Consider the following 25,088-nt stretch of genomic DNA (forward strand, 5'->3'; position numbering starts at 1 on the left):
GCACCGGGCCGCCCGTGGGTACGTCGCCTCGGCTCTACAACGCCTGGGGCTTGGTTGACCTCATTGCCCGAGGTGTCTCCACCAACTCCCGCCAGGCACTCCTCGTTTCACCTCCCTGAAATGCCGCGAGCCGGGCGCTACGCGGCGTCCCGCCGAGTCAGCCCGGGTTCCTTACGGACGTGGCCGATGAGCGGATGCTGTCCCGGTCAGGTGCTCGCAGGATTGCTTAGCCCGTCGGGGCGTCGGCCCGTTGAACGTCACCAAGCAGCAGGCGGGCACCGTGGCGAACAACGCTCCAGTCGGTCTTTGGGGAGCGGTCAAGGTTCTTGGCAAGCCAATGCCGGCGGTCTTCGTGTTCCCGCCGCAATTGGATGAGGTCAAGGTCCGCGCCAGGTAGTCCACGGCGGTGTTCCAGCTCCTCGATCCGCTGTCCCATGGTGTCCATCAGCTCGCGGTTGAGGGTGTGCACGGCCTCAAGGTACGCGGTGGTCGGGACGCTGAGCCGGACTGTGGGGTCGGCGGTGAAACCGATCTCGCCATCGTCCTCGTGCCGCCAATCCATGGTGATCTCGTCGCGATCGTTACGGGTGGTACGCCAGAACCGGATCTTGGGAGGATTGCGCAGGTAAAAGAAGTCGAGGTTGTGTTCGCCGTGCCAAATCGCGGCCGTGACGACTGGATGGTCGGGCACGTCCGCGTTCCCGTCGTCAGTCCGTTCCTCATCTGGTTCGGCCACGAACTCGAGCGGGTCACACGTCCACTGCGCGGCGTCGGAGGCGATGAACGGCTGTAGATCGTCGGGTATCGGCTCCAGCACTTCGGGAGTAAGGACAATGACGTCTTCCCAGAGCCGGGCCAGGTAGTAGTCGATGTAGGGATGCGGGTGAACTTGCCGGGTACGGCGCAGCAGCTCCTGCCTGCCTGCTTCGAGCCAGTACCAGCCCTCGGTGAGCCCGAACCAGTGGAGCCTCGGCTGGTCACTGCCCCACGGCGACACCTCGTCCAGTGGGTATAGCTCGAACCGGAACCTGATCATTGCGGCAGTATCCTTGACGTCCGGCGGTCGATGGAGAGCCCGGATCTGCCGCGATAACGTGTGCCTGATCAAACGGGACGCCAGCGGCTCAGACGCCATGGCTCGCCAGTGGTGTACGGCTCTGGCTCGCCTGATACGGCCAGAGCAAGCCCGGAATCGGTGGTCAGGTGCAGCCCGCCGTCTTCGTCGATCCACGCGGTGTCGATCGTTGTGTTGTTGAGTGCCGCGGCTGTGGTCAGCCAACGGATGTCGTTCTCTACGCCGCCGCTGGTGGAGGTGGTTGCCTCGATGGTCCAGGAAGCGTCGATGTACAGGCGAGTCTCCTGGGCGGGTGCGGATCGGTTGTCGCAGAGCCCCGACGAACGGCCATGTCTGCCGAACTCCGATCTCCACCACGAAGGAGCCCACGATCTGTTCTACATCCATGAGCACATGATTCTGCACCTGGTCACCGGCACACTGATCTGCCGCAGACCGGGCGTTATCAAGCGGGAAAGACCTGCGGTGGGCGCTCGACGAGCGGTCGCGCCGACAATGCGATACGGCGATCCGCCGGGACGGTTGCTCACCGGCGACCCCCGAGAACGGCGTGGGTGACCACGCCGACGACGGCGATGGTCGCGGCGCAGGCAGCGGCCGAGGTGGTGGCGGCCGGCTGCAGCATCCAGGTCAGGATCTCCTGGTACAGGTGCCCGCTCGCCGGCCCGGACAGGATCACCACGAGTGTCCACCCGACCGGGAGAAGCCAGGCCCACTGCGCACCCCAGACTGCTCCGACGGCGAGGAGCCCACCGATCCCGGCGGTGTTCCGGATCATCAGCGCCGCCGTCGCCAGCGGTTCGCCGGTCAGCGCCGGCGCCGCGGCGATGAGCGTCGCGGCAGCCATCACCGCCAGGATATGCGCGGCGCGGCGGGGCGGCCACGGGAGGGGTGCCGTCCGCTCCAACGCAGGATCGGCGCCGACGAGCCCGGGCCCGAACGCGACGGTGGCGACGAGCGTCGACAACAACGCGACCGCGAGCCTGAGTCGCGGCTCCTCGGCCGTCTGGCCCAGCCACCACAACACGAGTACGCCGGCCGCCGCCGCCCCGGCGGCGGCGGGGACGCCCCGGCACCGCAGGTACAACGTGAGCCATCTCATGGGTGGTCACCGACCAGAAGGTCGAGCAGGTTCACCTCGGTGCAGGCCAGCGCCGCCCTCCGCAGCGCGGCGACGCGGTCCCGCTGCTCGGCCGCCGGGAACGCGCGAAGTGCCTGCCACGTCTGACGTGCCGCGTCGCGGTCCGGGCCGTCCGGTGGCGCACTGTCGGCCAGCCAGGCGGCCGCGGCCAGCCGCGCGACGCGGTTCGCCCGGGCCGCGTCGGTGTTTCCGATGGCGTACGCACACGGCCGGGTGCCCGCCCCGTCGAGGAGACGCCACCGCAACTCGTCGGGGGTTGCCTTCGCACCACCCCATGGCGCGAGCTCGAGTTCCACGAGCAGCACGTCCCTCGGCTGTGGTGTCGGCTGGGTCTCGTACCAGGATTCGGGTGTTTCGTGGACCGAGGTCGGTGCCTGCGGGAGCTTCGCCGACATCGTCGCGAGCGCCTGCCGTGCCGGATCCCGCAGTTCCGCCAGCGCGCTGGCGTGGACCCGGGTGACACACACCTCGGGCCCCGGTCCGGCGCTGCAGACCAGCGCGGCGGCCGCCGCGTCGGGTACCGGCAGCCGCTGCCGGCCGTCGGGGAGTATCGCCAGGGCCAGCACGGCCGCCACCACGGCGGGCAGGGCCGCCATCATCCGGGCGGTCCGGGTGGCGCAGAGGAAGCCGGCGAGCGCGCTCACCGCCAGGCCGACCAGCCAGACGGTGTGGGCGACGCTGACTCTGCCCAGCACCGTCACGAAGTCGCCCCAGAACCCGAACGGTGACGGAGTCAGCAGATGAACGATCTTCGGCACGTGGGCGTACCCCCGGTCGGTGATGGCGACGAGCGCCACTATGGCACCGACGACGGCGGTGGCGGGTGGGGTCAGGCGGAACGAGGCGAGCGCCCCGACGGTCATGCCCAGCCAGACGCCGGACACCATCCACAGCACACCGACACCGGCTATCACGATGGACTGTCCCGGCAGGTAGCTCGCGTACGCCGCGACCTGGGCCGCGCCGCCGACGTACATCAGGACGTAGCCGGCGGCCCCGGCGAGCGCCATCGCCGTGGATGCCGGCAGCACCCGCTGCCACCGCGGACGGGCGGTCGCCGCGACCAGTTCCTCGGTGCGGCAGCGGCGGTCGCGGCCGGCCTGCCACGCGCCCAAGCCCAGCGCCATGGGCCAGAGGATGAACAGGTACTCCCGCTGCCAGAGCGCCAGCAGCATCCAGCGTCCCCCCCAACCGTTAAGGGCGACATAGAGCAGGGCGGTGCCGACCAGCGCGGCGCCCAGGGCAGTCCAGGGCGCCACCGACCGATGGATCTCGATGCGCAGGATCCGACCGGTCATGCGGTGCGCTCCCCCGCCGCGCGGTGCCGGCGCAAGAGCTCGGTGTACCCGCGTTCGGCCGAACTGTCGCCCACCCCCTCGCGGCCCAGTCCCACCAGATCCGCCGGACCACCGTGGAACACCAGCCGACCCGCATCCATCAGCACCACGTTCGTGCAGGCAGCGACCACGTCCTCCACCAGGTGGGTGGAGACGACGACACAGGTGTGCTCGCCCAACTCGCGCAGCAGCGAGCGGAAGGCCAGCCGCTGCTCAGGATCGAGACCTACCGTGGGCTCATCCAGCAGCAGGATCTCCGGATCGTTGACGATCGCCTGCGCGATGCCGGCTCGCCGTACCATCCCACCGGACAGCGTCTTCATGCGTGAGTCGCCACGCTCGGCCAGGCTCACGCGTTCCAACGCACGCTGGACCGCGTCCGGGATGTCGGCCGCCGGCACCTCCTTCAGCCAGGCAAGGTATTCGACGAACTCCCGCACCGTGAACCGGCCGTAGAACCCGAATTCCTGTGGAAGATAGCCGATCGACCGGCGCAACGTCCGCAGGTCGGGTCGTGCGTGCACGGGGTGACCGAGTAGTTCGAGCACGCCGCCGGCCGGGCGCGACACGGTCGCGAGCGCCCGCATCAGCGTCGTCTTGCCGGCACCGTTGGGCCCGAGCAGCCCGTGCACGCCGTTGCCCATCGACAGGTCAAGGCCATCGACGGCAAGGCGCCTGCCTGCTCGCACCCGAAGCTCCACCGCCCGGATCGCCCACGCGTATGTCGTCGGCGCCAGGAGGGCAGCACTGATCCCTTTCCTCATTCCGTACCTTCTTCTCATCGGAACTCCGCGTAACCACTGCGACGAGGCAGGAGGACGAGAGCCACCACCACGGTCAGCGCCGCCCAGCCCGGCAGGGCGGCCTCGGTCAGCAGTACCGGCAGCCGGGCGGTGACGATGCTCGGTCCGACGACCACCGTGGCCCAGAGCAACGCCAGGCCCCACGCCGCCCTCGGCAGGCCGACCACCTTGCCGAGCGCCAGCGCACACGCCGTGAACGCCAGGCAGGGCATCAACCAGCGCGCCGGGGATGCGCCGACCATCCAACCGGCCACCGCCAGCACCGGGATCACCACCACGAGCACGACCAGGGTTCGTCGCAGCACCATCCCGAGGCCAGCCCGGGCGGTCGCGACGACCAGTTCGTGGGCCGGATCGAGCCGCCGGGTCCAGGCGGTGGCGACCCCGAGGAGCGGCGCGACCGGAGCCAGGAGCACCACCAGCGACGGCGGTGCCGCACCCCGGTCGGCAACCGCCAGGTCGAACCCGAGCGCGACCAGCACCACCAGCACCGTCGTCACGAGCCAGGGAACCAACACGGGCGTCACCCACCGGGCGGACCGCGCAGGCATCCACCGGCGGCGGACAGTCGCCGGCTCGGCGGCGGACATCGCAGCGTCCACCTTCACCCAGACGGCGGCCAACAGCGCCATCGTGTCACCGTCGCTGGCGTCCGCCAGCCGACTCCGGCAGTCGGCACATTGCTCCAGGTGCGTCTCTATCGCCCACAGAACGTCCGGTGCGATGCCCGGATCACCGGCGGCATAGCGGCCCAATGCCCGGACCGGGATGTGTGCGTTCACGACAACGCCTCCCGCAGTGCCAGTCGCGCACGACGGGCGCGAGTCTTCACGGTTCCCTCCGGAAGACCGAGCATGAGCGCGGTCTCCCGGACCGAAAGTCCGTCCAACACCAGGGCGTGCAGCACCTGGCGCAGCTCCGGTGCCAGCCGGCGCAGAGCATCACCCATGTCGTCGCCGATCGCGCCGGCCAGCACCACATCCTCCGCCGCCGGCGAGTCCTCCAGCGCCAGCGGCAGCGGCACCGCCTGGGAATCCCTCGCGCGTCGCCGAAACCCGTCGACGAGCCGCCGCGCCGCGATCGACCACAGCCAGCCGACTGCGCTACCGGCACTCATACCGGCGTAGGAGTCGGCGGCCCGCCACACCGCGAGATACGTCTCCTGGATGACATCAGCGATCAGGTCGTCGTCCGCGCAGCGACGGCGGAGACGAAAGAGCAACCACGGAGACGTCCGGCGGTACAGTTCGTCGAACGCCGCGCCGTCGCCACGCGCGATCCGCCGCAGCAACTCCCCTTCGTCTTCCCTCACGTCCATACAGACGCCGACCACCAAGATCAGGTTCTCGTCACGGGCACCAGCGTAACCGCCAATCTCGGCTGCTACGGCGGCGAGCAGCACGCAAGAGTGGCGTTGATAACCACTCACATCCTGCTGATCTTCGGCAGGCGCACCGCGCTCTGCGACGGCTGGTGCAGGCTGGTGCGCTACACCTCACGCCGGGCGGGATCATGATCGTGGATCATCGGCATCTCGATTTCTTCCTCGACCACCATGAGGGCACACCACCGGTGCAATGAACTCTTCTGCCGCCGTCCGGACGTCACAGCCCGTGACGGAGGAACGGCGGCGGCAGGCGCGGTCGTAGCGGATGTCAGCGCGTTCGATCATGCCGAGGACTTCGCGCCCTGATCTATTGGGGAATGCATGGTCGTCGAGGACCGTCTCGCGCGTCTTCTCATAAGAGCGGACGACGACCTTGTCGCTGGGTTGGTGACGTGCTGCATCTCGGTCGGCGTTGGCCCAAGCGACCTGCGCGAGAGTGCGTCGTCGACCGGGTCCGGCGCCAGCGATGATGTGAGCGTGTCCCCGAATCAGAAACCCTCCACCGAGAAGCTGGTCCCGGTCCGCCCACACGGCGGGGCTGGACGTTTCCGATCCCGCGCCGTCGACGTTGACGACCGCACGGTTGCTGCCCTGCTTGCCTATCACGCGCTTATCGAGATCCGCTCGTCGGCCGGGAAAGCACGCCGGCAGCCGGGAACTGCCTCCACCGACGAGGTTCTCGAACGAGTCCGGTTCTTGGCGGACCTGACGCACAACCTGCCCTTGATCGCCCGCCCGCAAGGCAGATGGCGACCTTCTCGCCCGGGGCTTATCAGCCGGCGAGACCGGGCGATGCAGACCCGGCCGATGAGCTGGACCTGGAACACCACCGGAGAACAGGGGCGGAAGTGGATGCTGCGCCACATCGCCCAAGCCGGATACCAGTGGACACCGCCTCCCCCGCTCCCGACGCCCCGCAAGGATGCTGCTGCCTGGAACCTTCGACAAGGATTACGTGTCCTGGCCGGCTGGCCCGTCCGTACCCCACCCGGTCGGCAGCCCCTTCCCCGGCAGGCCCGGATACTCAAGGCCCTCAACCGCGACCAGATGTACGCCCTGTACGAGGAGGCGGGCAGGCGGCGGCTCGGGATGGGATCCGCAAGCCCCGAGTTTCGGGCACACCTGGACCCGAATACCCCGCACTACCTTTTCCCCGACCCGGCCAACTACTACTGGCCCGGCAAGGACCACCCCTGGTGGGAATGCCGCGTGCTCCTACGCATGGTCGACGGCGAGCAAATCACCGGCTCACTGGCTGTTCTCCCGGAAACGTTCACGGCACTGCCATCGACCGTGCCCGGGATACGGCAACGCCGACTCGCGATGACTGCTCGGATGCTTGAGCGGGACTACTACCTCTGGTCGAGGGACCACGCCGAGGACTGCTCGCCGCAACGGTGCGGCTATCCCGCCGAGCCAACCGCGTAGTAGCTCCGCCCGTCAACGGCGAGTCGCCACATTCGCGCGATCGACACGCTCATCTGGCCATCTGCGTTCAGTGAGTGGGCGTGGCGTCCGGACGTTCTGACGATGGCCCGGACGTTGATGAGGGCATCAGGCAAGGCATCCCGGCTGCCGTGAGTGATGGATACATCCGTCTGATTCCGACGGACGTGAACTGGCAGCCCACCCTCGAGGCCGCCGCCGCGGCCGTGGCCTACGTCGCTCGGCTGTTCTCCGGTCCCGACGACGACGTCGAGCATGTCGACCACGAGTTCTACGACAACGTCACGCTGATCGACGCCGGCGGGAACACCACGAGGATCACGTGCTCGTGCTGCCTCGCGGAGATCGATATGGAGTGGTTCTACGATCTGATCGAGGAGAGCGGCGAGAGTTTCGACAACCTGGATGCGACGGTGCCGTGCTGCGCTGCGGTCACCTCCCTGGTCGCGCTTCGCTACGACTGGCCGGTCGGCTTCGCCCGATTCGAGGTATGCGCCATGAACCCGACTCGCGCGAAGTACGAGCTCGATGCCCGGGAACTCGCCGACGTGGCCACCCTTCTCGGCCACCCTGTCACGCAGATCCTTGCCCACTACTGATCGGGCGGCTGCGTAGTCCTTCAAGACTCGATCGAGTGCACTGTCATGCCGCCGAGCGGGCGTCGTTGCCTGCGGTGCTCCGTCAGTAGTGACTGAAGACCTGGCGAACCGTGATGCCAAGCACGGTCGACACTTGCGCTGCCTCGTCGGGCGACAACCAGCCACGGCCTGGATCGCGAACCTGAAGTTCGAATCGCGCAAAGGCGGCTGGCCAGGAGTACTCCAAGTCGTTTAGCGAAACGGTGGCACTGCAGCACGGTGTCACGGCATCCAATGTCGCAAAGCGAGTGGCATAGGCATCGTCCATGCGCTCCTGCCACCAGTCGGAATCCAGCGAAGCCGCGCAGACCGGGCAGCCGACTGCCTCGAAGTTGACGCCCTGGTCGATGAACGTAACGTCGGCGTACCGGCAGGCGACCAGCTCTCCCGCGTCCGGACACATCGCCGAGACGACCTCGGCCGCAGCATCCACGGCGTCCTCGGCCGGCACCCAATCTGGCACGGTCGGCACGACACGAAGGAGACTTTCACTCACGCCCGTATCCTGTACCAGCTGACGCCAAGCCGATATCCGCACATGCCGCAGATCGGGCGTTGCGGTACGTGACCGAGGACAGCAGAGCCTGGCGCGCGGTCGTGCCGAAGAGCGTGCATCCGATTCAAGAATGCCCTGATCGGCCGCAGCTACTCACCGTCAGCGAACTCTGTCCGGCACCGCCTGACGCCACCGACCGATCACGACGGGATGTGCACCGGAGGGCCATTGTGAATTTCTTCGATCGGATTCCACGGCCGGCCGCCGAGCCCGAGCCGGAGCAGCCGCCCCGGCCCGCCTGGATGAAGCCGGCGGATCTGCCCGGCGGCGGTACCCCGGCATGTCGACCCGGTGCCTGTGGCTTGCCGCTGCCTTGCTAGCCGGAGACATCGCCCTCTGCGGCCCGCGGGCGCCATCGCCTGATCCGCTTGCAAGCGGTAGCGTATCGAGCGGGGTAATTCCACGGAAGGATCAACGATGACGCTGCGCGACACCCCGCCGTTCCGTGCCGACCACGTCGGCAGCCTGCTCCGCCCAGCCCTTCTGCTCAAAGCGCGTGAGCAGAAGGCCACCGGCGAGATCAGCGCCGACGAGCTGCGCGCCATCGAGGACGAGGCCATCCGCGACGTGATCCGCATGCAGCGCAACGTGGGTATGCGCTCAGCCACCGACGGCGAGTTCCGGCGCACCTCATGGCACATGGACTTTATCTACCGTTTAGGGGGGATTCGTCCCACCGATGAGAAGATCCAGGTGCACTTCCGTAACGATCAGGGCGAGCTCGATTTCGAGTCGGCGGCGCTGGCGATCGACGCCCCGGTCCGGCTCACCGAGACGATCTTCGGCGACGACTTCACCTTCCTGGCGAACGAGGTGGATGACGACGTCACCGCCAAGCTGACCATCCCGTCGCCCAGCATGGTCCACTACCGGGGCGGCCGCGCGGCCATCGACCCGAAGGTCTACCCCGACGAGGAGCAGTTCTGGGCCGACCTCTGTGCCGCCTACGCCGAACAGGTCCGCCGCGTCGCCGACCTGGGCTGCCGCTACCTGCAACTCGACGACACCAGCCTCGCCTACCTGAACGACCCCGCTCAGCGGCAGCTGCTCAACGAACGCGGCGACGACGCCGAACACCAGCACCTGCGCTACATCCGCCAGATCAACGCCGCGATCGCCGACCGCCCCGCCGGCCTGGCCGTCACCACCCACATGTGCCGCGGCAACTTCCGCTCCTCATGGGCCGCCGAAGGCGGCTACGACTTCGTCGCCGAAGCCCTGTTCAGCGAGCTGGCCGTCGACGGCTTCTTCCTGGAGTACGACGACGAACGCTCAGGCGGTTTCGCCCCGCTGCGTTTCGTCCCGCCCGGCAAAATGGTCGTCCTCGGCCTGGTCACCACGAAGAAGGGCGCTCTCGAATCCAAGGACACCCTCAAGCGCCGCATCGACGAGGCCGCCAAATACGTCCCGCTCGACCGAATCTGCCTCTCCCCGCAGTGCGGCTTCTCCTCAACGGTCGAAGGCAACGTGCTCACCTACGACGAAGAGGTCGCCAAACTCCGGCTGATCGCCGAAACCGCAGAGGAAATCTGGGGCTGACCGCTCAGAGGGCGGTTGGAGATCTCTGGTGTTGGTCTATGTGTTGTGTCCGGTTGGGGATCGTTGCGCCTCGCACCAGAAGGGTCCCGAGCGATCCAGGTCGGCGCAGTCCAGGACCACCGCCAGGATGACGTGGCTGCGTCCACCTAACCGAGCCGGCCCGTCAGTCATTGTTGCAGGCTATGCGGCAACCATGGGCTCCGGACGGGGCGCCTCGCAGGAGGTACTGCGCTTGCCCAATAGGCCACCGGGTCTGCCGCCGACCGGCCGCGCCCTGCGGATCGGTCTGGCGCCGTTCACAGCCGAGGAGTCAGCGGCGTTCCTGCGCACCATCGTCGACGCGGAGGGTTGTTCCACCCAGGAGATCGATGCCGTCTCGCGCCTGTGCGGCCACCTTCCGCTCGCGTTGCAGATCGCCGCCGCGCGGCTGGACGGCCGGTCGGGCTGGTCGATGACCCGCCTGGTGGAAGAGCTGTCCGACAGCGATCGCCGTCTTGCGGTGCTGACGCCTGACGGCGCCGGGGTCGAGGCCGCGTTCATGATGTCGTACCAGCAGTTGCCGGAGCCGACGCGGACCGTCTTTAGGCGGCTGGCGCACACCACGACGGCCTCCTTCACCATCGCTACGGCGACAGCACTGACCCAGCTCGGGCCGCACGACGCCGAGCAGGTGCTGGAGGAACTCGTCGACCTGGGACTGTTGCAACCGGGCGGGCCCGAACAATACCGACTCGACGACCTGATTCGATTGTTCGCCACCGCCCGCCTGCGCGCCGAGGAACCACCGACGGAGCGGACGACGAGGGGCGGCGGCTGACCGACTGGTACCTGGACACCGCCGCCGCAGCACGGTGGTTCGACCCCGGGTGGGGCGATCCGCCGGAGCCTGGGCGGGACACGGTTGCGCCGCGCGGCGTCGAGCAGGCCCGGCAAATGGCTACAGACGGAACATGACGGCTGGCTCGAGGCACTTCGACGGGCAGCCACGGCAGGGACGCACCAGCGGGTGGTCGACGTCGCCGAGGCGCTGCGCCGGTACGCCGAGCGGTTCCGCACCGAGCCGTGGACGCAGCGCGGAGGGGTAGCTCAGTCGAACCAGTTGAACAGCAGGTCGCCGAGCCGGCTCGGCTGGTGGTAGGCGACATCCCGGCGTTCGTCTTCGGTCAGAAGATGCAGGTGCCGCTCGTGGAGCGGCTGATTCAGCTCTGCCCTGGTGGCGACCCGCAGCCCTGCGCGGCGGTAGATGTCCCCGCCGGGGACGTCAACGAACACCGCGTTGATCATGTGGGGGTCTTGCTGTTCGGCCGCAGCGACCAGGAAGACCGCGGCGTTGAACAGGATGCTCAACGGCTTGCCATCACGCAGTCGCACACCGACCCGGTAGTGGTTTCGGCCGACCGTCGGCTCCTCGACAGACGTCGTGACCACACCGTGCAGTGCCCTGGCGCTGTCGTACACCATGGCCAGCCAGGTGGCACCAGCCGCCGGATCCAGGTGCGGCCGGGTCACTCCCGCCTGCAGCAGATGGATGATCTCCACGCACAGATCATCCGATATTCGGCACGTTGTCGGGCAACCTGTCGGAGCACGCTCGCACCGAGGGGACTGCGCCAGCCGCCACCCCTGCCGCACCGACAGCTGGGCTGCTGTACTGGCTGCTGTACTGCCGGGAAGGTCAGCGGTCGGGCTATCGTGCCTGGCGTTTCGGGGCACGGATGGCGGCCTCCAACCGCAGGCCGGTCCCGACGAGGACGAGCAGCCAGGCCAGCGTAAATGGACGGTCGGTGGTTGTGCCGAGAGTCAACAGGGCGATGAGCAGTCCGACGACGATAGCGGCGGTACCGACGTTCCGGAGGGTGATGGTGGTCAACACGCGGCTGAGTTTGCCAGGGCACATGGCCGTGCAGTCATCCGGACGCACTGATCTAGCCGCAGACCGAGTGTCGTTACGAGCGGACGAGATCGTAGGCCCGCGCCAGGTCGTCACCCCACGACATGGCGTGGTCACGCTCGAACGCCCGATACAGTCGGTCGCGGACCGTCTCGCTGCGCAGCCAGGCGACCAGCGTGGCCGGCCTCCTGTCCGCGAAGTTGAGTCCGTTCACAGTGTCGGCCAGGTGGCGGTCTGCCGCCGAGCTATGCGTGACGTCCCAGATACCGAGGAATCGCGTGACGCTTTCACCGCCGGCGACGACCGCGTCGAGGAAGGTGGTCGGGTCGAGGAACGACCCGACCTGCGACGGGTACGTCGCCAGCAATGACCGCCACACCGCATCCAGGTAGCCGTCAATTGCTTCCTGCTCGGCTTCAGGCCAGGTGTGCCACTGCCCGCGACGCAGCTTGCCCAACATGATCGCTGGGTCGAGTTCCGTGGAGGTGGCCAAGCGCCCCAGCAGCAAGGGCAGCAGACTCTTCAGGTCGTCACAGCTGCCGACCGTATTGCCGAGGCTGGTGGCCAAGGAGAACAAGTCATGACCGTCGACCGGCGCCTGCCCCCGGCAATGCGGGCAGCCAACGAGCACCGCCCTGTCCGGGTACCGGACGAACGCCTCCCGGAGTCGTGCTACCGCGACAATCAGATCGCCGTCCACCGGCCGATCCTCGCAGCCCGCACCGGCTCAACATCGGCGACCTCGGCGAGGAACACGCCACCGCCTCTTGCGCGGGGACCACGCTTGATCAGATGCACGCACATGCCGCCTCCCGAGCGCGCCGTCTGCCGGTGGTCCACCGTTGCCTGTACTGGCCCGTGGACCGGACGACCGCCAACTGCTTTCCCGTCAAATAGCCGGTGTGAGTGGGTGAGCCGCAGGTTCAGGTTGCGGTAGACGCTGGCTTGAGACGCTTTCGCTCGACAACGCTTGTTGCTGTCACCACACTCAGCGGCGGCACGTCCTTCGCGACGACGGCGCCCGCGCCGACGACCGAGCCCCGACCGATTGTCACTCCTGGAGTGACCGTGGCCGCGGCGCCGATCCACACGTCGTCCTCGATGACGATGGGCGCGCGTGTGATGAAGTCGTACCGCTCGTCAAGCTCGACGGGGTGGCCGGCCGTGCTCAGAGTGACTCGGGGACCGATCAGGACCCGGTCACCGATGGTGATGCCCCCGTAGTCGAGGAAGAAGCATCCCTGGTTGATAAACACGCGCTCTCCGAACGATGCTCCAAGCCCGTAGTCGCAATAGAACGGTGACAGGATGGACAGCGAGTCAGGGATGGGTCGGCCGAAGATCTCGGTGAACAACGTCCGGCGCGCGTCGAGGTCGTCAAACGGCAGCACGTTGAGGCGCGAGGTCAGGTTCATGACGAGTTGTACGCGCTGCGCGAAGGCTCGGGACTCGGGCGTCCGCGTTCGTATCCGTTCCTCGTTGCGCACGAGACGATCCTGGCACGGCGAATCAGAGACTGCGTGACGACCCAGGCGAACGCCTCCCCCCGTTGTCGTTGACTCCTCATCGAACCTCCGGATCTAGCCGCGACTCGCCTGCTCAGTCTTCGTTGTGCGATGGCTCTCGTGGCGTTGCCGGGCTGAATCAGGCTGCCTGCGACGGTGTCTGCGCGGGTCCTTGGCGGGCAGGCATGCCGAGCTGGTCAGGCCCGATGTCGAGGGCGGATCGGCGGTGTGGGTTGGCGACGTAGAACTCGATTGCCTCGGCGAGACGCTCGTCGGAGACGGCGCAGTCCGGGCTGCTGAGCCCGACGTATCGTGGGTTTTCTGGTGTTTTCAGGCGCAGGTGAACGCCCTCCTTGTCGTGGTAAACCGCCCCGATCTGCTCCCAGAGGACGATGTGGCCGCTGACCGCGACGCCATGCGAGGTGATGACCACGTATCCGGAGCGGCGCAAGCGCCCGAAGGCGCTCGCGGCGAGCGCAATGGCCGCCGCGCCAGCGAGTATCGACCCGATCGGGCCGGACCACACCCTGCCCGCGCCGACCTGCCCGCCGGAGAACAGCAGCCCACTCCCGACGGAGCCGGCGGCCGCGACTGCGTCGATGGCGAGCGCGGACCGGGACCACCGGCCCTGCAGACCAGGGTGTACGCCATCGGGCAGGACCAATGCTGCCCGCCAGCGAAAGTCCGCGCGCCGGCCCCGCCTGCGCAGCCACCGTGTACCGGCGAGGTGCACACCGGTGGCGACGAAGAGGATGCAGCTGACATCGGGGACGGCACCAGCTGCCCGGCGCCCGCACTCCCAGAGGGCTGCACCTGCGGCCACGATGGCGGACGCCGCGAAGGCCGCCACTACGATGCGAATCCAGCGCAGCCGGTTCCGGCCCGGCTCCTCGATGATCAGCATGGAGCGTCACACGCAGCCGGTCGAGTCCGCCCAACCCGCTGACGAATGGAGACGCCACGGACGGAACGCAAGAAGCGGCCGCGTCTGGACGTCGACGACATGTCGATGCGGTCGGCCGTCGGCAAGGGCTGCCCCTTGCACATACCAGCCCTCCGATGTCCAAACCCTGCAAGCACCGACACATCGTGGCGGCCACGGCCCCCAGACATCAAGACCAGCACGACCGGGCACAACGACATGTCCGGCGCAGGGCCCATACCGGATGAAGGCGGATGTTTGCGGTGGGGCCCAGCCCCTGGTGCGGATCAGTGGTCGGTAGGTGTCGTGGGTGGCCGCAGCACACAGAATTCGTTGCCATCGTGGCCGGCGAGGACTTGCCAGGCCCAGCCGTCTTCTTCGATAGGACTCTCCGTGATGCACCGCGCTCCGATCGGCGGGTAGCCCCATTCCTGGATCCAAAAGCGGCTGCCGGCTTCGCCTGCCAGTGAGTAGGGCTTCTTGCGTCCGATTCCCATGATGCCGTCCACGGCGACGTGAGTGTCGGCCCACGTGGTCGGGCTCGGTGCAGGGCAGCACGTGTGGTGGGTGTCAAGCCCCGGGTTTGATGGAGAGTTGGTTATCTGGTTTTCAGGGGTGCGGTGACCGGGTGGGTCATCGCGTGTAGTGCCTCGTGCTCAGCCGGTGGGACGTGCCTGAGCTCGCCATGCAGGCGGCGGTTGTTGTACCAGTCGATGTACTCGACGGTGGCCATCTCCAGGTCGTCGAGGCCGCGCCATGGGCCTCGGTTGCGGACGAGTTCGGCCTTGTAGAGGGAGTTGAACGCCTCGGCCATCGCGTTGTCGTACGGCATCGGGCTTGGACCCGGACGCGCGGGCAGGACAGCGGGTGCGAGTGGACCGACGAGGTGTTCCTTCGGTCGGATAGGTCGTGTCATGACCGAACAACCTCATTCAGCGAGAGGCGCGACACGTCAGGGGCGGCCTGATGCCCTTCACCGGCGTGATGCTGGAATTAATCTAGGATTCGGCGGAAAGCATTGTATGATTAACGCATGCTGTATCGCACCCCTGCGCTCACGGATGACGACAAGCGCGTGCTTGGCGAACTGGAAACGATGCGGGACAACCTGCGGTATCAGATCGCTGAGCCGCACCGCTGGACAGGGCAACTTCGACGAACCCTGATCGCTCACGCCATCCAGGGATCGAATTCGATTGAGGGCTACCAGGTATCCCTGGACGACGCCGCCGCGGCTGTTGCCGGCGACGAGCCGGTGGAGACGAACCCGCAAACCTGGGAGGTCATCACCGGTTACCGGGACGCCCTGACCTATGTGCAGCAACTCGCCCGCTCACGGGAGTTCGCCTGGCAGCACATGTTGCTCAACGCGCTGCACTTCATGATGCTCCGGCATGAGCTCGGCAAGTGGCCGGGCCGCTTCCGTCCGGGTGACATCCATATCGACGAGGCGCACACCGGCCGGCACGTCTACACGGGGCCTGACGCCGACGACGTTCCGTCTCTGATCTCCGAGCTGATCGACTGGCTGGCCGACGGCGAGCCGGAGACTCCGCTGCTCGTACGGGCCTCGATGGCTCACCTGAACCTGGTCAAGATCCATCCCTGGCGGGACGGGAACGGCCGAATGTCCCGCTGCCTGCACACCCTCGTGCTCGCCCGGGACGGTGTCCTCGCCCCGGAGTTCTCCTCGATCGAGGAGTGGCTGGGCGTCGGCCGGAACACCTACGCCTACTACGACGCACTCGGTGAGGTCGGGGGCCCAACCTGGCAGCCCGAGAACGACACCAGCAAGTGGATCCGATTCTGCCTGAGCGCCCATCATCAACAGGCCCAATTGGTCCGGCAACGCCTCGATCAGGCCGCGCATCTCTGGGAACTGCTCGACACCTGGGTCCGACGCCATGGGCTACCCGAGCGGGTCGTCAGCGCCCTGCACCTCGCCGCGACCGGCGGTCGAGTACGCCGGACCCTCTATCAGCGCGACGAGAACCTCACCGACGACCAAGCAACCCGCGACCTTCGCGCCCTCGTCCGGGCGGGCATGCTCGAACAGCACGGCGAGACCCGAGGCAGGTTCTACCTCACCTCGCCGACACTGCGCGACCTCGCCGCACCCGCGCTACGCCCCAAGGAGATCATCGACCCGTACCGACGCTGACGCGCTGACGCGGCACGCCCACCACATGAATCGGCGACGTCAGCGCGCCGAAGAGACGCCATCACCTGTCACCGAATTGGACAGATGCGGCCAACCACAGCCAGGCAGCTGCTTCCAGAAGTTACAAGCATTTGGGTCTAAGTAGCCCCAAATAGGACAGGAAACTTGTCCTATTTATCGTGATTTTCCACGAAATTTGGTGTCCGAGGGGGGATCGGACACCCACGTCCCGCATACCTGCCGGAAACAGGTATGCATGCGTGGCAGCGTAGGCGGCGCTAGCCAGCCGGTCAACGACCGTAGACGACAAGGCTCCGACGTCCCCTTTGCACAGACACGGCCCGAAGGGTTACCGAGGCGCGGGCCACCCAAAGCGTTCGACGCCGGTGGGGTTGCGGCAGCGACGGGGCACACAATCCGGGACGGATTGCGGTGGATGTGGCGGTGATGCTGACCGACGGCAGCGAAGCGAATCGTGGATCTGGCCGTGCTACGCGACCAAGGCGCCGAGCGCCTCGCCGTTCGACCGATGCAGGCTGGCTCCTGTGAGCCCGGGGCGTCCGGCCGCCAGTCTCACCCGGTGCTCCGCAGCCACCCGTTAGAGGCCGCGTGTACGTCGTCCGGCACCGTAAGATGCTCGTTCTATGACGACCCTGTACGAGAAGCACGCTCGTATGCGGCGGATCTTCCGCGGCGAGGAAACCTACGGGGACGGCACCGCGGCCGAGCAGGCGCAAAGGTTCCGACTCGCGGAGATCTACGACGAGGCCGTCGAGGTGGCTCGGGACAACTCCAGGGACGTCGAGTGCCCACCCGTAGATCTGTTGATCAGCCTATCGGGATTTTCGCCTGAGACGACTCTCCTAGCCTTCGCCCTCACCCGCCCAGCCAAACTTTTGATCATCTCGTCGGCGAACACCCAGGAGACGATTAACGCCATCTGGCAGAAGCTCGCGGGGAAGATCGCGTTCGCCGACATTCGGCACGTGTCCTGTGACCCGGTGGATCCGACGAGCATCTACGAGATCGTTCGGAAGGAGGTCAGCGCGCTGCTTAGCGGCGACCGGCCGCTGCGAGCGATCATCGACATCACCGGTGGCAAGAAGGTGATGAGCGCGGGCGCGGCACTCGCCGCGTCACAGCTCGACCTTCCCATGTGTTACATCGACAGCACATTCGATCCGGAGATCCGGCAGGCGCTGCCGGGCAGCGAGAAGCTGTGCGTGCTACCGAATCCGACAGCCCTCTTCGGCGACAAGGACATGACCGCTGCGGAGGCGATGTTCCGCAGCGGGGCATACACAGGTGCGCGCCAGCGGTTCGAGGAGTTGAGCAGGTCGGTGTCGGAGCCGGTCCGCGTTCGGTTCCTACGCGACCTCGCCGCACTGTACGAAGCCTGGTGTGACCTCAATGTCGACGGGCTCCCTGAGCACGTCGGCCGCGTCCGGGATCACCTCCGCGGCAACCGGCCCGGTCTCGACGCCGCGATCGTCCAGCGGATCGGCAAGCAGTTGGAGTTCGCGGAGTCGCTCGCCAGACGGGCCGGTCCGGAGATGCTGCTCAACTTCTTCCTGCTCGGCAATCACTACCAGGACCTGGGGCGCTATGACTTTGCCGCCCTGCTGTACTACCGCAGCATCGAGAAGGCCTTCGAGGAGCGGCTGTCCGACACGTTCGGCCTCGACCTGGAGAACCCGGACTACTCGAAGCTCGGCGACCCGACCGACCTGGCTGACAGGTATGGGACGTTTACCGACGCTCTATACGGCACGCCCACACCGGCGCTACCCCGCAAGGTCGCCTTGATGGATGCCATGATCCTGCTCCATCTTATGGACGACACCACGCTGAGCGCACTCAAGTGGAACAAGCTTGCCGCTGTGCAGAGCATGCGCGGAGTCGTCGACGCACGAAACCGGTCGGTTCTAGCGCACGGGACCGAATCCGTGTCGCACGGGCAGAGCACGGACCTCCGCGGCAGGGCTCTCGCACTGTTGCGGGCGTTCTGGAGCGAGCACTCCCCCGGTCAAAACATTGGTCAGCACATCGAGGCCCTGCAGTTTATCCGCGAGGCCTGATGAAGTCACATCTACTCAAACCGGAACACCCACGCTCCGATGGCCCGCCGCCAATGAAGATCGGCGAGCTGGTGCTGTCGACGCCACAGCGCCTGTCGCTGCCACCTGGGGTTACGCTGCAAGAATTTGCCGATGACCTGACCGGCGGCGTGTGGATCGCCCGATACCGCTCGTTGGGACAGTCCGGATATCAGGCATACCGCCTCGGCGGCGCCCGTTTTGAAGCAAGGGTACGGCGACGTAGAGCCCGACATACCCATGCTTGGCTGGCTGAGCTCACCTCCATCGATGAGACATCCTCGATGGAGCGGCGCGTGGATCGCATCGTCCCAAAAACGGTGTCACTCGAGCCCAACTACCGTGAACTTCCATTCGACATGGAAGATCTGCTGGCTCAGGCTAAGCAGTGGCGAAGCGCGTACCAGGCCCGAGGTCCCGCACAGGCGTCCGTTCGTCTACAACGCTCAGTGCACAAGGAGTACGACCGCCTGAGGCGCCTCCTAGGTATCGTCGAACAGCGCCCGGAACCCGCCGAGCGTTCCATAGCGGGCACCGTGATCAGCATCGAGGACAATGACGATGGCCGGGGCGCGGTGGTCGTCGAGGCGGCGCCAGGCTCGGACCTGACCGACTTCGACCGCCGACGGGTGATGGTGACCGGTCCCGGCGGCCTGACCGTAAACACCACCGTGCAGCGGGTAAGAATCGGACGCCTCGCCGTCCGTCAACCATCGCACTGGACGCCAAATATCGGCACGACGGTCACCATCAACCTCGTGAAGCCGTTCGGGATGCGGCAAAACGCTTCTGCCTTGCAGGACTTCCTCAACGGCGAGGTGGAGGGGTCTTGGGATGACCTCGCCCGCCTTCTGTGCCGACCCGACGGCCTTACTGCCATACCCAGCTCGTTCGTCCCTCCTGAGCACTTCTTTTGCGACGACGATCCGGCCGGTGTGCCGTTGAATGAGGAGCAACGCCGCGCCGTCGCCGGCGCGGTCTCATCGCCGCACACGTTCCTGGTGCAGGGCCCACCGGGAACGGGGAAGACCGAGGTCATTTGCGAGATCGCGAGACAGCTGATCGCCCGGGGTGAGCGAGTGCTTTTGCTGGCGCCAAGCCACGTCGCCGTTGATGAGGTGCTGAGCCGGATCGGCCGCAAACCCGGCATCAGGCCGCTTCGGATCACGTGGAGCGACGACCGCGTCCAAGAGGCCGTGCACGACTTTCTCGAACCCAACGTGGGCGGTGAGCTCGCTGGCCGAGTTCTCAAACCTGAGAACGGCGGCCAAGACGAACGGTGGGCCCGCGAGCTGCAGGAGGTCGAAGAGCGCATCCGCGCCGCCGGACGCGCAAAGTCCGCCATCAGCCAAAAACGCCGTCAGATGAATGCCATGGCACAAGCACGTGTAGCGCTAGCGGCTAGCATCGACCATTACAACCGGGCTCGGGCGCAGGGTGAACAGGAGTCGGGATTGCTGCAGGCCGCCGCAGAGCGGGCGGTCGCTAGGCTCGCTGCGGCCGAGGAGGCACTCGCCCGCGCGATAGAGCAGTACGCCGGTCTCCTCCAGCAGGCTCAACCTGTGCTCTCGCCGCTGCCGCCGCTGGCCAGGCGGTGTATCTCCGCGATGGATATTCTGGCGAGGGCCGACATCGCCCTCGCCTCAGCCGAAGCGGGGCTGCGGCGGAGGGTAAGTGAGCTGAGCTCAGAGGTGCGACGGGCAGAGCAAGTCGTCTCCCAAACGGCCGCAGAGTTGCGCACCACTCGGGCGATGCTGACTACGGAAGAGGCGGCTCTTGAGCAGGCTCGCCAGCACCTCAACGACGCCGTCACCCACCAAACAGGGCTCGGGCGGATACTCACCGCTATGCACTTGGGTGGTATCAGCGCGGCGCGACGTCAGCTCGCTGAGAGTAAGGACCGAACAGCTCGGTTGAGAGTGCGGTTGTTCCGCACCGCTGCCCGAAATGGCGAGGCAGAACGAGATCTCGCAGCTGCCAGGGCCGCTCATGCCGCCGGTGGTGAGCAGGCACGGGAGCGGGTCAGCAACGCGCGCCGGCAGAGGGCGACGGCAGTTCGGCAGGCCGAACTGCAGTGGGCCCGTCTCGCGGAGATCGCCGACTGCAGTGGCGCACAAACAGCGGAGATCACCGATCCTGAGGAACGCCGCCGGATCGCGGTCTACTTGGCCGAAATGATCCCGCCACTGTTGGTAACGGAAGCTCCGGTCTTCCCGAACCCCAACCGTCCTACGCCGCTAGGTCCGATAGCCGACCTCGCCGGTCAGCTGTCTTGGGCGCTGAACGAGATCGGGAGGGCTCGCGAGGAACACCGGGAGGCCGAGCACGATCAGACGTGGAGTGCACGTGAGTGGGAGATCGGCCGGGACCGCATCGAGCGGACGCTTGCCGACACCGACAACGAACGCACCGCCGCGGAGGCACGGCTCGGCGTCGCCCTGCGGCGTCTTAAGGAAATTGATGAGGCGCTGACTGGACAATCCGAGAATCCGGCCGATCACGACGCGGCCATCCGGCAACACGCGCGCCGCCGGAGAGTTCTGCAGCGGCTGCCGGAGTTGCACCGGCGATGGTGCGAGTTGGCCGCTGAGCAGTCAGACGAGCGTCTCGCTGTCGACATCCGACAGTCGCTAGTGCGGGCCGCGAACCTCGTCTGCGCGACCACCAAGGGAATCGTCGGGCGAGGCAGCGAGGTGGTGCGCTACGCGGACTACGACACACTCATCGTCGATGAGGCCAGCCGGGTCACCGAGAGCGAATTCCTCATCGGAGCTACGCGGGCGCGGCGGTGGGTTCTGGTCGGCGACGAGCATCAGCTACCCCCGCACGTCGACCAGCGTGACGAGTACTTCCTCCATGCGCTGACCGCCCTGCACCGCTTTGGCCGTGGCGGAGACAAGACTATCGAGGCTGCGGTGCGGCATCTGGCGCAGGTCTGGGCCGAGGACGAGGAACTGCACAAATTCCGGACCCAGAGCGTGCTAGAGGTCGCCGAGGAACTGGTCGCCGACGGTTCTTGGGAAAGCACTTTCCGCGACCAATTCTCCGCGGCGTACGGTCGGATCGTGAGCTCGGCCTCCAGCGATGATGCGGACCGTCGGGTACTGGAGGCCATGCTGCGTCACCTGGTGCAGAGCCTCTTCCAAAGAGCGGTCGTCCGATGTCCCGAACTACTCCGCCAGGAACTTGTCTGGCAACGTCGCATGATCGAGCCGCTCGCCCGGATCGTTGATCAACCTGTGTATCAGGGGCGGTACCAGACGCCGCCAGCAACCGACCTCGAACGTATTGGCGTCACGCCGCTGGTGCTCACCGAAACGCTCACCAAGCCGGTAATCTTCGTCGACACGAGCCACTACAAGGACGCCGGCGATGAGCCTCTAGACCACGGTTTCGTCAACAAATTGGAGCAGGTCCTCGTTGAGCGCCTCTGCCGACTTTACGACGAAGGGCTCGCACGGGCGGGTGCCGCCCCGATCACCGTCAGTGTTCTCGCCTTCTACCGCGCCCAAGCCCAGCAACTGGCAGCCCAGCTGCGCGCGTCCGACCTGCCGCGCTTGAACTGGGAGGTCATCGACGTCGTCGACCGCATTCAGGGCCAGCAGAGTGACCTCGTCATCATCAGCTTCACCAGGGCTCGCACCCGGGGACGAATCGGCCCCAACTACGGGCAGTGGCTGCAGGACATCCGTCGCCTCAACGTCGCATTCACTCGGGCGCGTCGTGCGCTCGTGATCGTCGGTCATGGCCGCACCCTGCGGGCGCTTGGCGAACCTGACGAGGGCGGCGTGCCCGGCCAGGCGCGGATCTTCTACGAAAACCTGTTCCACCTCGTCGACCGAGACGCCGACTTCATGCGGATCCGCCGACTATGACGGTGCGGTTCACCTTTCAACCGGCACGAGAGACCGATTCCAAGGCCACCGTAGTCGTACAGGAGACCCTCCTCGCCGTCGAAATTTGGCCTGACGTACCGATGACACGCAAGATCGAGGAGAGCCTTACTGTCCTCGATCGCCTGATCATCGAGGCGGCGATCGCGCTCGACCCTGCCTACCCGATCGACATCGAGGAAATCACCGGCATTCCGCAGTCGGCGATCGTCACGATCTTCGGCAGACTGGTACGCCTCGGCTTGCTTGAGGCCCGCGAGGCCGAGGCGATCGCGACCGAATCGGGCCAGGTGGCAGTCAAGCAGACAGCGGTGGCACGGCTCCGCCCTACCCAGATGACGCTGCTGTACCTCGCAGACACCGACGAGCTCATCGCCCTCCCCCAGAACTCGGGCCGGCGGGCACCGAGACTGGACCGGGCAGAACCGGCCGGATACGTCGACGTCGACCGCGGTGCCGGCCTGACCCCCCGACACGAGATCATCGCCGACCGCATCAGGCGGCAGACAATCCTGGGCCTGCCGAAAGACATCGTGGCAGCGGTTCCCACAGATGATCTCGTCCCAGAGTACAGCCCACAGTATCGCTCCAGTGGGCGCGTCGAGACAGGCGGCGACGGATCGCATCGGGCACGCCTAAAGGTCGACGTAGGCGCCACGAAGACTGTGAACCTCCTCGTCCCCCACGCAGACAACCTGGCGAGGCGTTGGGCGGAGCTGGCTGAGCAGGCGGCGTACGCCGCCGACGGCTGGGGGCTGGTCGCGGCGGAGTACACCGGCCGGGCTTGGCGATACGAGCTGGGCCATGAGGCGGCCGTCGCCGCAGCGACCGACGGGATCCGTCTCGGCCATCCCGGTGGCCTGCTAATACAAGGAGACAGGGATGTCGTCTACATCGACGTCGAGTTCACACCAGGTGACAGCAGCGCCGCACGCATCTTCGCGCTCCAGCACGCAATGGCGGAGGCCGCGATGAAACCCGCTGCGGAAGCCACCTACCAAAGGCTGACATCGATCGTGGAAGCGAGCGCGACTCGTTACGGACTGGCCCCAGGAGAGTTGACCCCGGCCCATGTCCGCAGCGCGCTCTGGACCGCCCGGCACTACCAGCACGTCTACGCGTTGCGGCGTGAGGGGGATTTTCCCCTTGAGTGACATCGACCTGGGGCTGCGGACGCTCAAGGGCGGCTACTTCCTCAAACGCGAGAATGCGCCCCAACGAACCCCCTTCGTGTCACAGCACGCGGGACAGGTGAAGGGTTACCGCCACTGCCTGACCTATGCGGGCGGTGGTTCGACCATCCGGGAAGAGCTCATCCAACTGATCGACTCGGCAGAAAAGCGGGTCTTCGTCGCAACGCTGTTCCTGGGTGACGAGGATGTCCGGCACGCTCTCGAGCGAGCTGCCGACCGCCTCCAGGGCGGTGTCTATGTCGTTTCCGCGCTCGATGACCGCGGACTGAACCGAGCCATCAACGATGCATCGGATACGATGGACATCGACACGCAGATCGAATACCGCAACTTCACCCGTCTCACGACCAGCGGCATCTACGTCCGTGGCTACCCGGGCCTGCACGCGAAGTTCGTCGTCGTAGACGATGCTCGCGCACTGGTGTCCAGCGCGAACCTAGTCACCCGCTCATTCGACACCGTGGCCGAGAATGGCCTCGTCTTCGAGGAGGTGGAGGAGGTCGCCGTACTGGCGTGGGTGTTCCGACGGCTGTGGCGACACAGTGCCTGGGACATGCCTCCGGCACCCACACATCACTCTGTGCATGACCGGATCCCCGACGATGACGCCCTACCCGACAGCCATCACGACAGCCGGATCCTCTGGACTTGGCAGGAGCAGCATCGAATTCTCGACTCAATGAGGCGCACCATTGACCAGGCCGCAGAAGAACTGATCCTCGCGACGTTCAGCATCGGCAACATGACCTACGGCCTGCCGAAGCAACCAGCACGGCCGGAATTGCTGTACGAGCCGGTGTGCCGTGCACTAGATCGCGGAGTCCAGGTCAGGATGTTGATGCGTGGCCGGAACAACTCCGATGCATCGCGGGCGGAGGCTTCAGCGTTCCAAAGGGCAGGGGTAGAGATCTACGCCGATCGCCTGACTCACGCCAAGGGATGCATTGCGGACGGACGAACCGGTTCCGTCTTCTCTGCCAATCTGATGACGGCGATGGGCCTCACCGGCGGCATGGAACTTGGAATTCAGCTGGACGGGACGGGTGCTGTCGGGAATGCGTGGCACTACTTCCAACACTGTATGACCGAGTCAGACCTGGAGTTCAGCGTTGAGCCAACAGCCCGCGCCGCAGCCGACCGACTGCTGGCGGATTCGTTGCACCGCTGGCCACTCGCTCCGCAAGGCGTCGTTGCCTGCAGTGACCAAACCTGGATGCAGCTGAGCTTGCACGACGGACCCGCACTGTTCCAGCAAGTCGGCGAAGAGTTCCTGATCTTCAGCGGATCGCGCCAATACCGACTGTCCGGTGATCAGGCACAGTGGCTGATTGAGCCGGCTTCGGGTCCTCCGGGGCCTAGAGCCAGCAGGCACTTACTCGAACGCTGGATCTCTCCGCGCCGCGGCGACTCCCCGACGAGCATGGAAGTCTGCGGCATCTTCGCACCTGTCATCAGCCGGTAAAAAACGAGGTTTGGCCCGGGCCCTCCTCTAAACAGGTGCGGGA

The 25,088-nt window shown here is 66.5% G+C and carries 25 protein-coding genes; 10 read left to right on the top strand and 15 right to left on the bottom strand.

Annotated elements, in window-relative coordinates; translation table 11 throughout:
* Window positions 1-226: 226 nt before the first annotated feature.
* Window positions 227-1,036, bottom strand: a complete 810-nt coding sequence (locus KBX00_RS17245; protein WP_210828200.1) for a DUF5984 family protein — start codon at window positions 1,034-1,036, stop codon at window positions 227-229.
* Window positions 1,037-1,234: 198 nt separating this feature from the next.
* On the opposite strand from KBX00_RS17245, the gene KBX00_RS17250 reads away from it, so the two are divergent.
* The gene (locus KBX00_RS17250) at window positions 1,235-1,633 is read left to right on the top strand and encodes a hypothetical protein (RefSeq protein ID WP_210828202.1); all 399 of its coding nucleotides are present in this window, start codon (window positions 1,235-1,237) and stop codon (window positions 1,631-1,633) included.
* Here the strand turns inward: KBX00_RS17250 and KBX00_RS17255 are convergent.
* From KBX00_RS17255 to KBX00_RS17280, 6 genes are all read right to left on the bottom strand, one after another.
* Window positions 1,602-2,177 carry a hypothetical protein gene (locus KBX00_RS17255; protein WP_210828203.1) on the bottom strand — a complete coding sequence of 192 codons (576 nt, stop codon included), beginning with the start codon at window positions 2,175-2,177 and terminating at the stop codon, window positions 1,602-1,604. The genes KBX00_RS17250 and KBX00_RS17255 overlap by 32 nt on opposite strands.
* Entirely contained in the window at window positions 2,174-3,514 is a 1,341-nt protein-coding gene (locus tag KBX00_RS17260; protein ID WP_210828205.1) for a hypothetical protein, read from the bottom strand. The genes KBX00_RS17255 and KBX00_RS17260 overlap by 4 nt, the downstream gene beginning before the upstream one ends.
* Entirely contained in the window at window positions 3,511-4,317 is an 807-nt protein-coding gene (locus KBX00_RS17265; protein WP_210828207.1) for an ABC transporter ATP-binding protein, read from the bottom strand. The genes KBX00_RS17260 and KBX00_RS17265 overlap by 4 nt, the downstream gene beginning before the upstream one ends.
* Before the next feature lie 14 nt (window positions 4,318-4,331).
* Complete coding sequence (locus KBX00_RS17270; protein ID WP_307868785.1) at window positions 4,332-5,138, bottom strand: zf-HC2 domain-containing protein; 807 nt, start codon at window positions 5,136-5,138, stop codon at window positions 4,332-4,334.
* Complete coding sequence (locus KBX00_RS17275) at window positions 5,135-5,674, bottom strand: RNA polymerase sigma factor (protein WP_210828210.1); 540 nt, start codon at window positions 5,672-5,674, stop codon at window positions 5,135-5,137. The genes KBX00_RS17270 and KBX00_RS17275 overlap by 4 nt, the downstream gene beginning before the upstream one ends.
* A gap of 192 nt (window positions 5,675-5,866) precedes the next feature.
* Window positions 5,867-6,457, bottom strand: coding sequence for a hypothetical protein (locus tag KBX00_RS17280; RefSeq protein ID WP_210828212.1), 591 nt, complete (start codon window positions 6,455-6,457; stop codon window positions 5,867-5,869).
* A gap of 93 nt (window positions 6,458-6,550) precedes the next feature.
* Between KBX00_RS17280 and KBX00_RS17285 the strand changes: the two genes are divergently transcribed.
* Both KBX00_RS17285 and KBX00_RS17290 read left to right on the top strand, forming a co-directional pair.
* Window positions 6,551-7,171 (top strand): hypothetical protein, encoded by a 621-nt coding sequence (locus KBX00_RS17285; protein ID WP_210828213.1) that lies wholly within the window; start codon window positions 6,551-6,553, stop codon window positions 7,169-7,171.
* 80 nt (window positions 7,172-7,251) lie between these two features.
* A complete protein-coding gene (locus KBX00_RS17290) occupies window positions 7,252-7,788 on the top strand; it encodes a hypothetical protein (protein WP_210828215.1) in 537 nt (178 codons plus the stop codon).
* Window positions 7,789-7,870: 82 nt separating this feature from the next.
* Here KBX00_RS17290 and KBX00_RS17295 read toward each other — a convergent pair whose 3' ends face one another.
* Window positions 7,871-8,323 (bottom strand): hypothetical protein, encoded by a 453-nt coding sequence (locus KBX00_RS17295; protein ID WP_210822896.1) that lies wholly within the window; start codon window positions 8,321-8,323, stop codon window positions 7,871-7,873.
* A 477-nt stretch (window positions 8,324-8,800) separates the two neighbouring features.
* On the opposite strand from KBX00_RS17295, the gene KBX00_RS17300 reads away from it, so the two are divergent.
* Both KBX00_RS17300 and KBX00_RS17305 read left to right on the top strand, forming a co-directional pair.
* Window positions 8,801-9,922: a 5-methyltetrahydropteroyltriglutamate--homocysteine S-methyltransferase gene (locus KBX00_RS17300; RefSeq protein ID WP_210828217.1), complete on the top strand. Its 1,122-nt coding sequence runs from the start codon at window positions 8,801-8,803 to the stop codon at window positions 9,920-9,922.
* A gap of 193 nt (window positions 9,923-10,115) precedes the next feature.
* Window positions 10,116-10,739, top strand: coding sequence for a hypothetical protein (locus KBX00_RS17305; protein ID WP_210828219.1), 624 nt, complete (start codon window positions 10,116-10,118; stop codon window positions 10,737-10,739).
* A gap of 269 nt (window positions 10,740-11,008) precedes the next feature.
* On the opposite strand, the gene KBX00_RS17310 is transcribed toward KBX00_RS17305, so the two are convergent.
* From KBX00_RS17310 to KBX00_RS17340, 7 genes are all read right to left on the bottom strand, one after another.
* Window positions 11,009-11,461, bottom strand: a complete 453-nt coding sequence (locus KBX00_RS17310; protein ID WP_307868786.1) for a hypothetical protein — start codon at window positions 11,459-11,461, stop codon at window positions 11,009-11,011.
* A gap of 148 nt (window positions 11,462-11,609) precedes the next feature.
* A complete protein-coding gene (locus tag KBX00_RS17315; RefSeq protein ID WP_158240193.1) occupies window positions 11,610-11,795 on the bottom strand; it encodes a hypothetical protein in 186 nt (61 codons plus the stop codon).
* 73 nt (window positions 11,796-11,868) lie between these two features.
* Window positions 11,869-12,513 carry a hypothetical protein gene (locus tag KBX00_RS17320; protein ID WP_210828221.1) on the bottom strand — a complete coding sequence of 215 codons (645 nt, stop codon included), beginning with the start codon at window positions 12,511-12,513 and terminating at the stop codon, window positions 11,869-11,871.
* A gap of 223 nt (window positions 12,514-12,736) precedes the next feature.
* The gene (locus KBX00_RS17325; RefSeq protein ID WP_307868787.1) at window positions 12,737-13,300 is read right to left on the bottom strand and encodes a sugar O-acetyltransferase; all 564 of its coding nucleotides are present in this window, start codon (window positions 13,298-13,300) and stop codon (window positions 12,737-12,739) included.
* 157 nt (window positions 13,301-13,457) lie between these two features.
* Window positions 13,458-14,222 (bottom strand): hypothetical protein, encoded by a 765-nt coding sequence (locus KBX00_RS17330; RefSeq protein WP_210828223.1) that lies wholly within the window; start codon window positions 14,220-14,222, stop codon window positions 13,458-13,460.
* 305 nt (window positions 14,223-14,527) lie between these two features.
* The gene (locus KBX00_RS17335; RefSeq protein WP_210828225.1) at window positions 14,528-14,749 is read right to left on the bottom strand and encodes a hypothetical protein; all 222 of its coding nucleotides are present in this window, start codon (window positions 14,747-14,749) and stop codon (window positions 14,528-14,530) included.
* A gap of 89 nt (window positions 14,750-14,838) precedes the next feature.
* A complete protein-coding gene (locus tag KBX00_RS17340) occupies window positions 14,839-15,072 on the bottom strand; it encodes an integrase core domain-containing protein (protein ID WP_210828227.1) in 234 nt (77 codons plus the stop codon).
* A 201-nt stretch (window positions 15,073-15,273) separates the two neighbouring features.
* On the opposite strand from KBX00_RS17340, the gene KBX00_RS17345 reads away from it, so the two are divergent.
* The 5 genes from KBX00_RS17345 (at window position 15,274) to KBX00_RS17365 (ending at window position 25,045) form a co-directional block, all read left to right on the top strand.
* Window positions 15,274-16,401, top strand: coding sequence for a Fic family protein (locus KBX00_RS17345; RefSeq protein WP_301548126.1), 1,128 nt, complete (start codon window positions 15,274-15,276; stop codon window positions 16,399-16,401).
* 644 nt (window positions 16,402-17,045) lie between these two features.
* Complete coding sequence (locus tag KBX00_RS17350) at window positions 17,046-18,479, top strand: hypothetical protein (RefSeq protein WP_210828229.1); 1,434 nt, start codon at window positions 17,046-17,048, stop codon at window positions 18,477-18,479.
* 53 nt (window positions 18,480-18,532) lie between these two features.
* Window positions 18,533-22,372 carry an AAA domain-containing protein gene (locus KBX00_RS17355; RefSeq protein WP_210828231.1) on the top strand — a complete coding sequence of 1,280 codons (3,840 nt, stop codon included), beginning with the start codon at window positions 18,533-18,535 and terminating at the stop codon, window positions 22,370-22,372.
* Entirely contained in the window at window positions 22,369-23,544 is a 1,176-nt protein-coding gene (locus KBX00_RS17360) for a helix-turn-helix domain-containing protein (protein WP_210828233.1), read from the top strand. Before KBX00_RS17355 ends, KBX00_RS17360 begins: the two co-directional genes overlap by 4 nt.
* Window positions 23,537-25,045, top strand: a complete 1,509-nt coding sequence (locus KBX00_RS17365; protein ID WP_210828234.1) for a phosphatidylserine/phosphatidylglycerophosphate/cardiolipin synthase family protein — start codon at window positions 23,537-23,539, stop codon at window positions 25,043-25,045. The genes KBX00_RS17360 and KBX00_RS17365 overlap by 8 nt, the downstream gene beginning before the upstream one ends.
* The last annotated feature ends 43 nt before the right edge of the window (window positions 25,046-25,088 follow it).

It is taken from the genome of Micromonospora sp. C95 (genome assembly GCF_018070465.1).
Taxonomy (GTDB): domain Bacteria; phylum Actinomycetota; class Actinomycetes; order Mycobacteriales; family Micromonosporaceae; genus Micromonospora.

Bases quoted from the DNA above. Each gene is read 5' to 3' on its own strand.
- KBX00_RS17245 (WP_210828200.1), bottom strand. From the start codon at position 1,036: ATGATCAGGTTCCGGTTCGAGCTATACCCACTGGACGAGGTGTCGCCG.
- KBX00_RS17255 (WP_210828203.1), bottom strand. From the start codon at position 2,177: ATGAGATGGCTCACGTTGTACCTGCGGTGCCGGGGCGTCCCCGCCGCC.
- KBX00_RS17260 (WP_210828205.1), bottom strand. From the start codon at position 3,514: ATGACCGGTCGGATCCTGCGCATCGAGATCCATCGGTCGGTGGCGCCC.
- KBX00_RS17265 (WP_210828207.1), bottom strand. From the start codon at position 4,317: ATGAGGAAAGGGATCAGTGCTGCCCTCCTGGCGCCGACGACATACGCG.
- KBX00_RS17275 (WP_210828210.1), bottom strand. From the start codon at position 5,674: ATGGACGTGAGGGAAGACGAAGGGGAGTTGCTGCGGCGGATCGCGCGT.
- KBX00_RS17285 (WP_210828213.1), top strand. From the start codon at position 6,551: ATGAGCTGGACCTGGAACACCACCGGAGAACAGGGGCGGAAGTGGATG.
- KBX00_RS17300 (WP_210828217.1), top strand. From the start codon at position 8,801: ATGACGCTGCGCGACACCCCGCCGTTCCGTGCCGACCACGTCGGCAGC.
- KBX00_RS17305 (WP_210828219.1), top strand. From the start codon at position 10,116: ATGGGCTCCGGACGGGGCGCCTCGCAGGAGGTACTGCGCTTGCCCAAT.
- KBX00_RS17330 (WP_210828223.1), bottom strand. From the start codon at position 14,222: ATGCTGATCATCGAGGAGCCGGGCCGGAACCGGCTGCGCTGGATTCGC.
- KBX00_RS17340 (WP_210828227.1), bottom strand. From the start codon at position 15,072: ATGCCGTACGACAACGCGATGGCCGAGGCGTTCAACTCCCTCTACAAG.
- KBX00_RS17345 (WP_301548126.1), top strand. From the start codon at position 15,274: ATGCTGTATCGCACCCCTGCGCTCACGGATGACGACAAGCGCGTGCTT.
- KBX00_RS17350 (WP_210828229.1), top strand. From the start codon at position 17,046: ATGACGACCCTGTACGAGAAGCACGCTCGTATGCGGCGGATCTTCCGC.
- KBX00_RS17355 (WP_210828231.1), top strand. From the start codon at position 18,533: ATGAAGATCGGCGAGCTGGTGCTGTCGACGCCACAGCGCCTGTCGCTG.
- KBX00_RS17360 (WP_210828233.1), top strand. From the start codon at position 22,369: ATGACGGTGCGGTTCACCTTTCAACCGGCACGAGAGACCGATTCCAAG.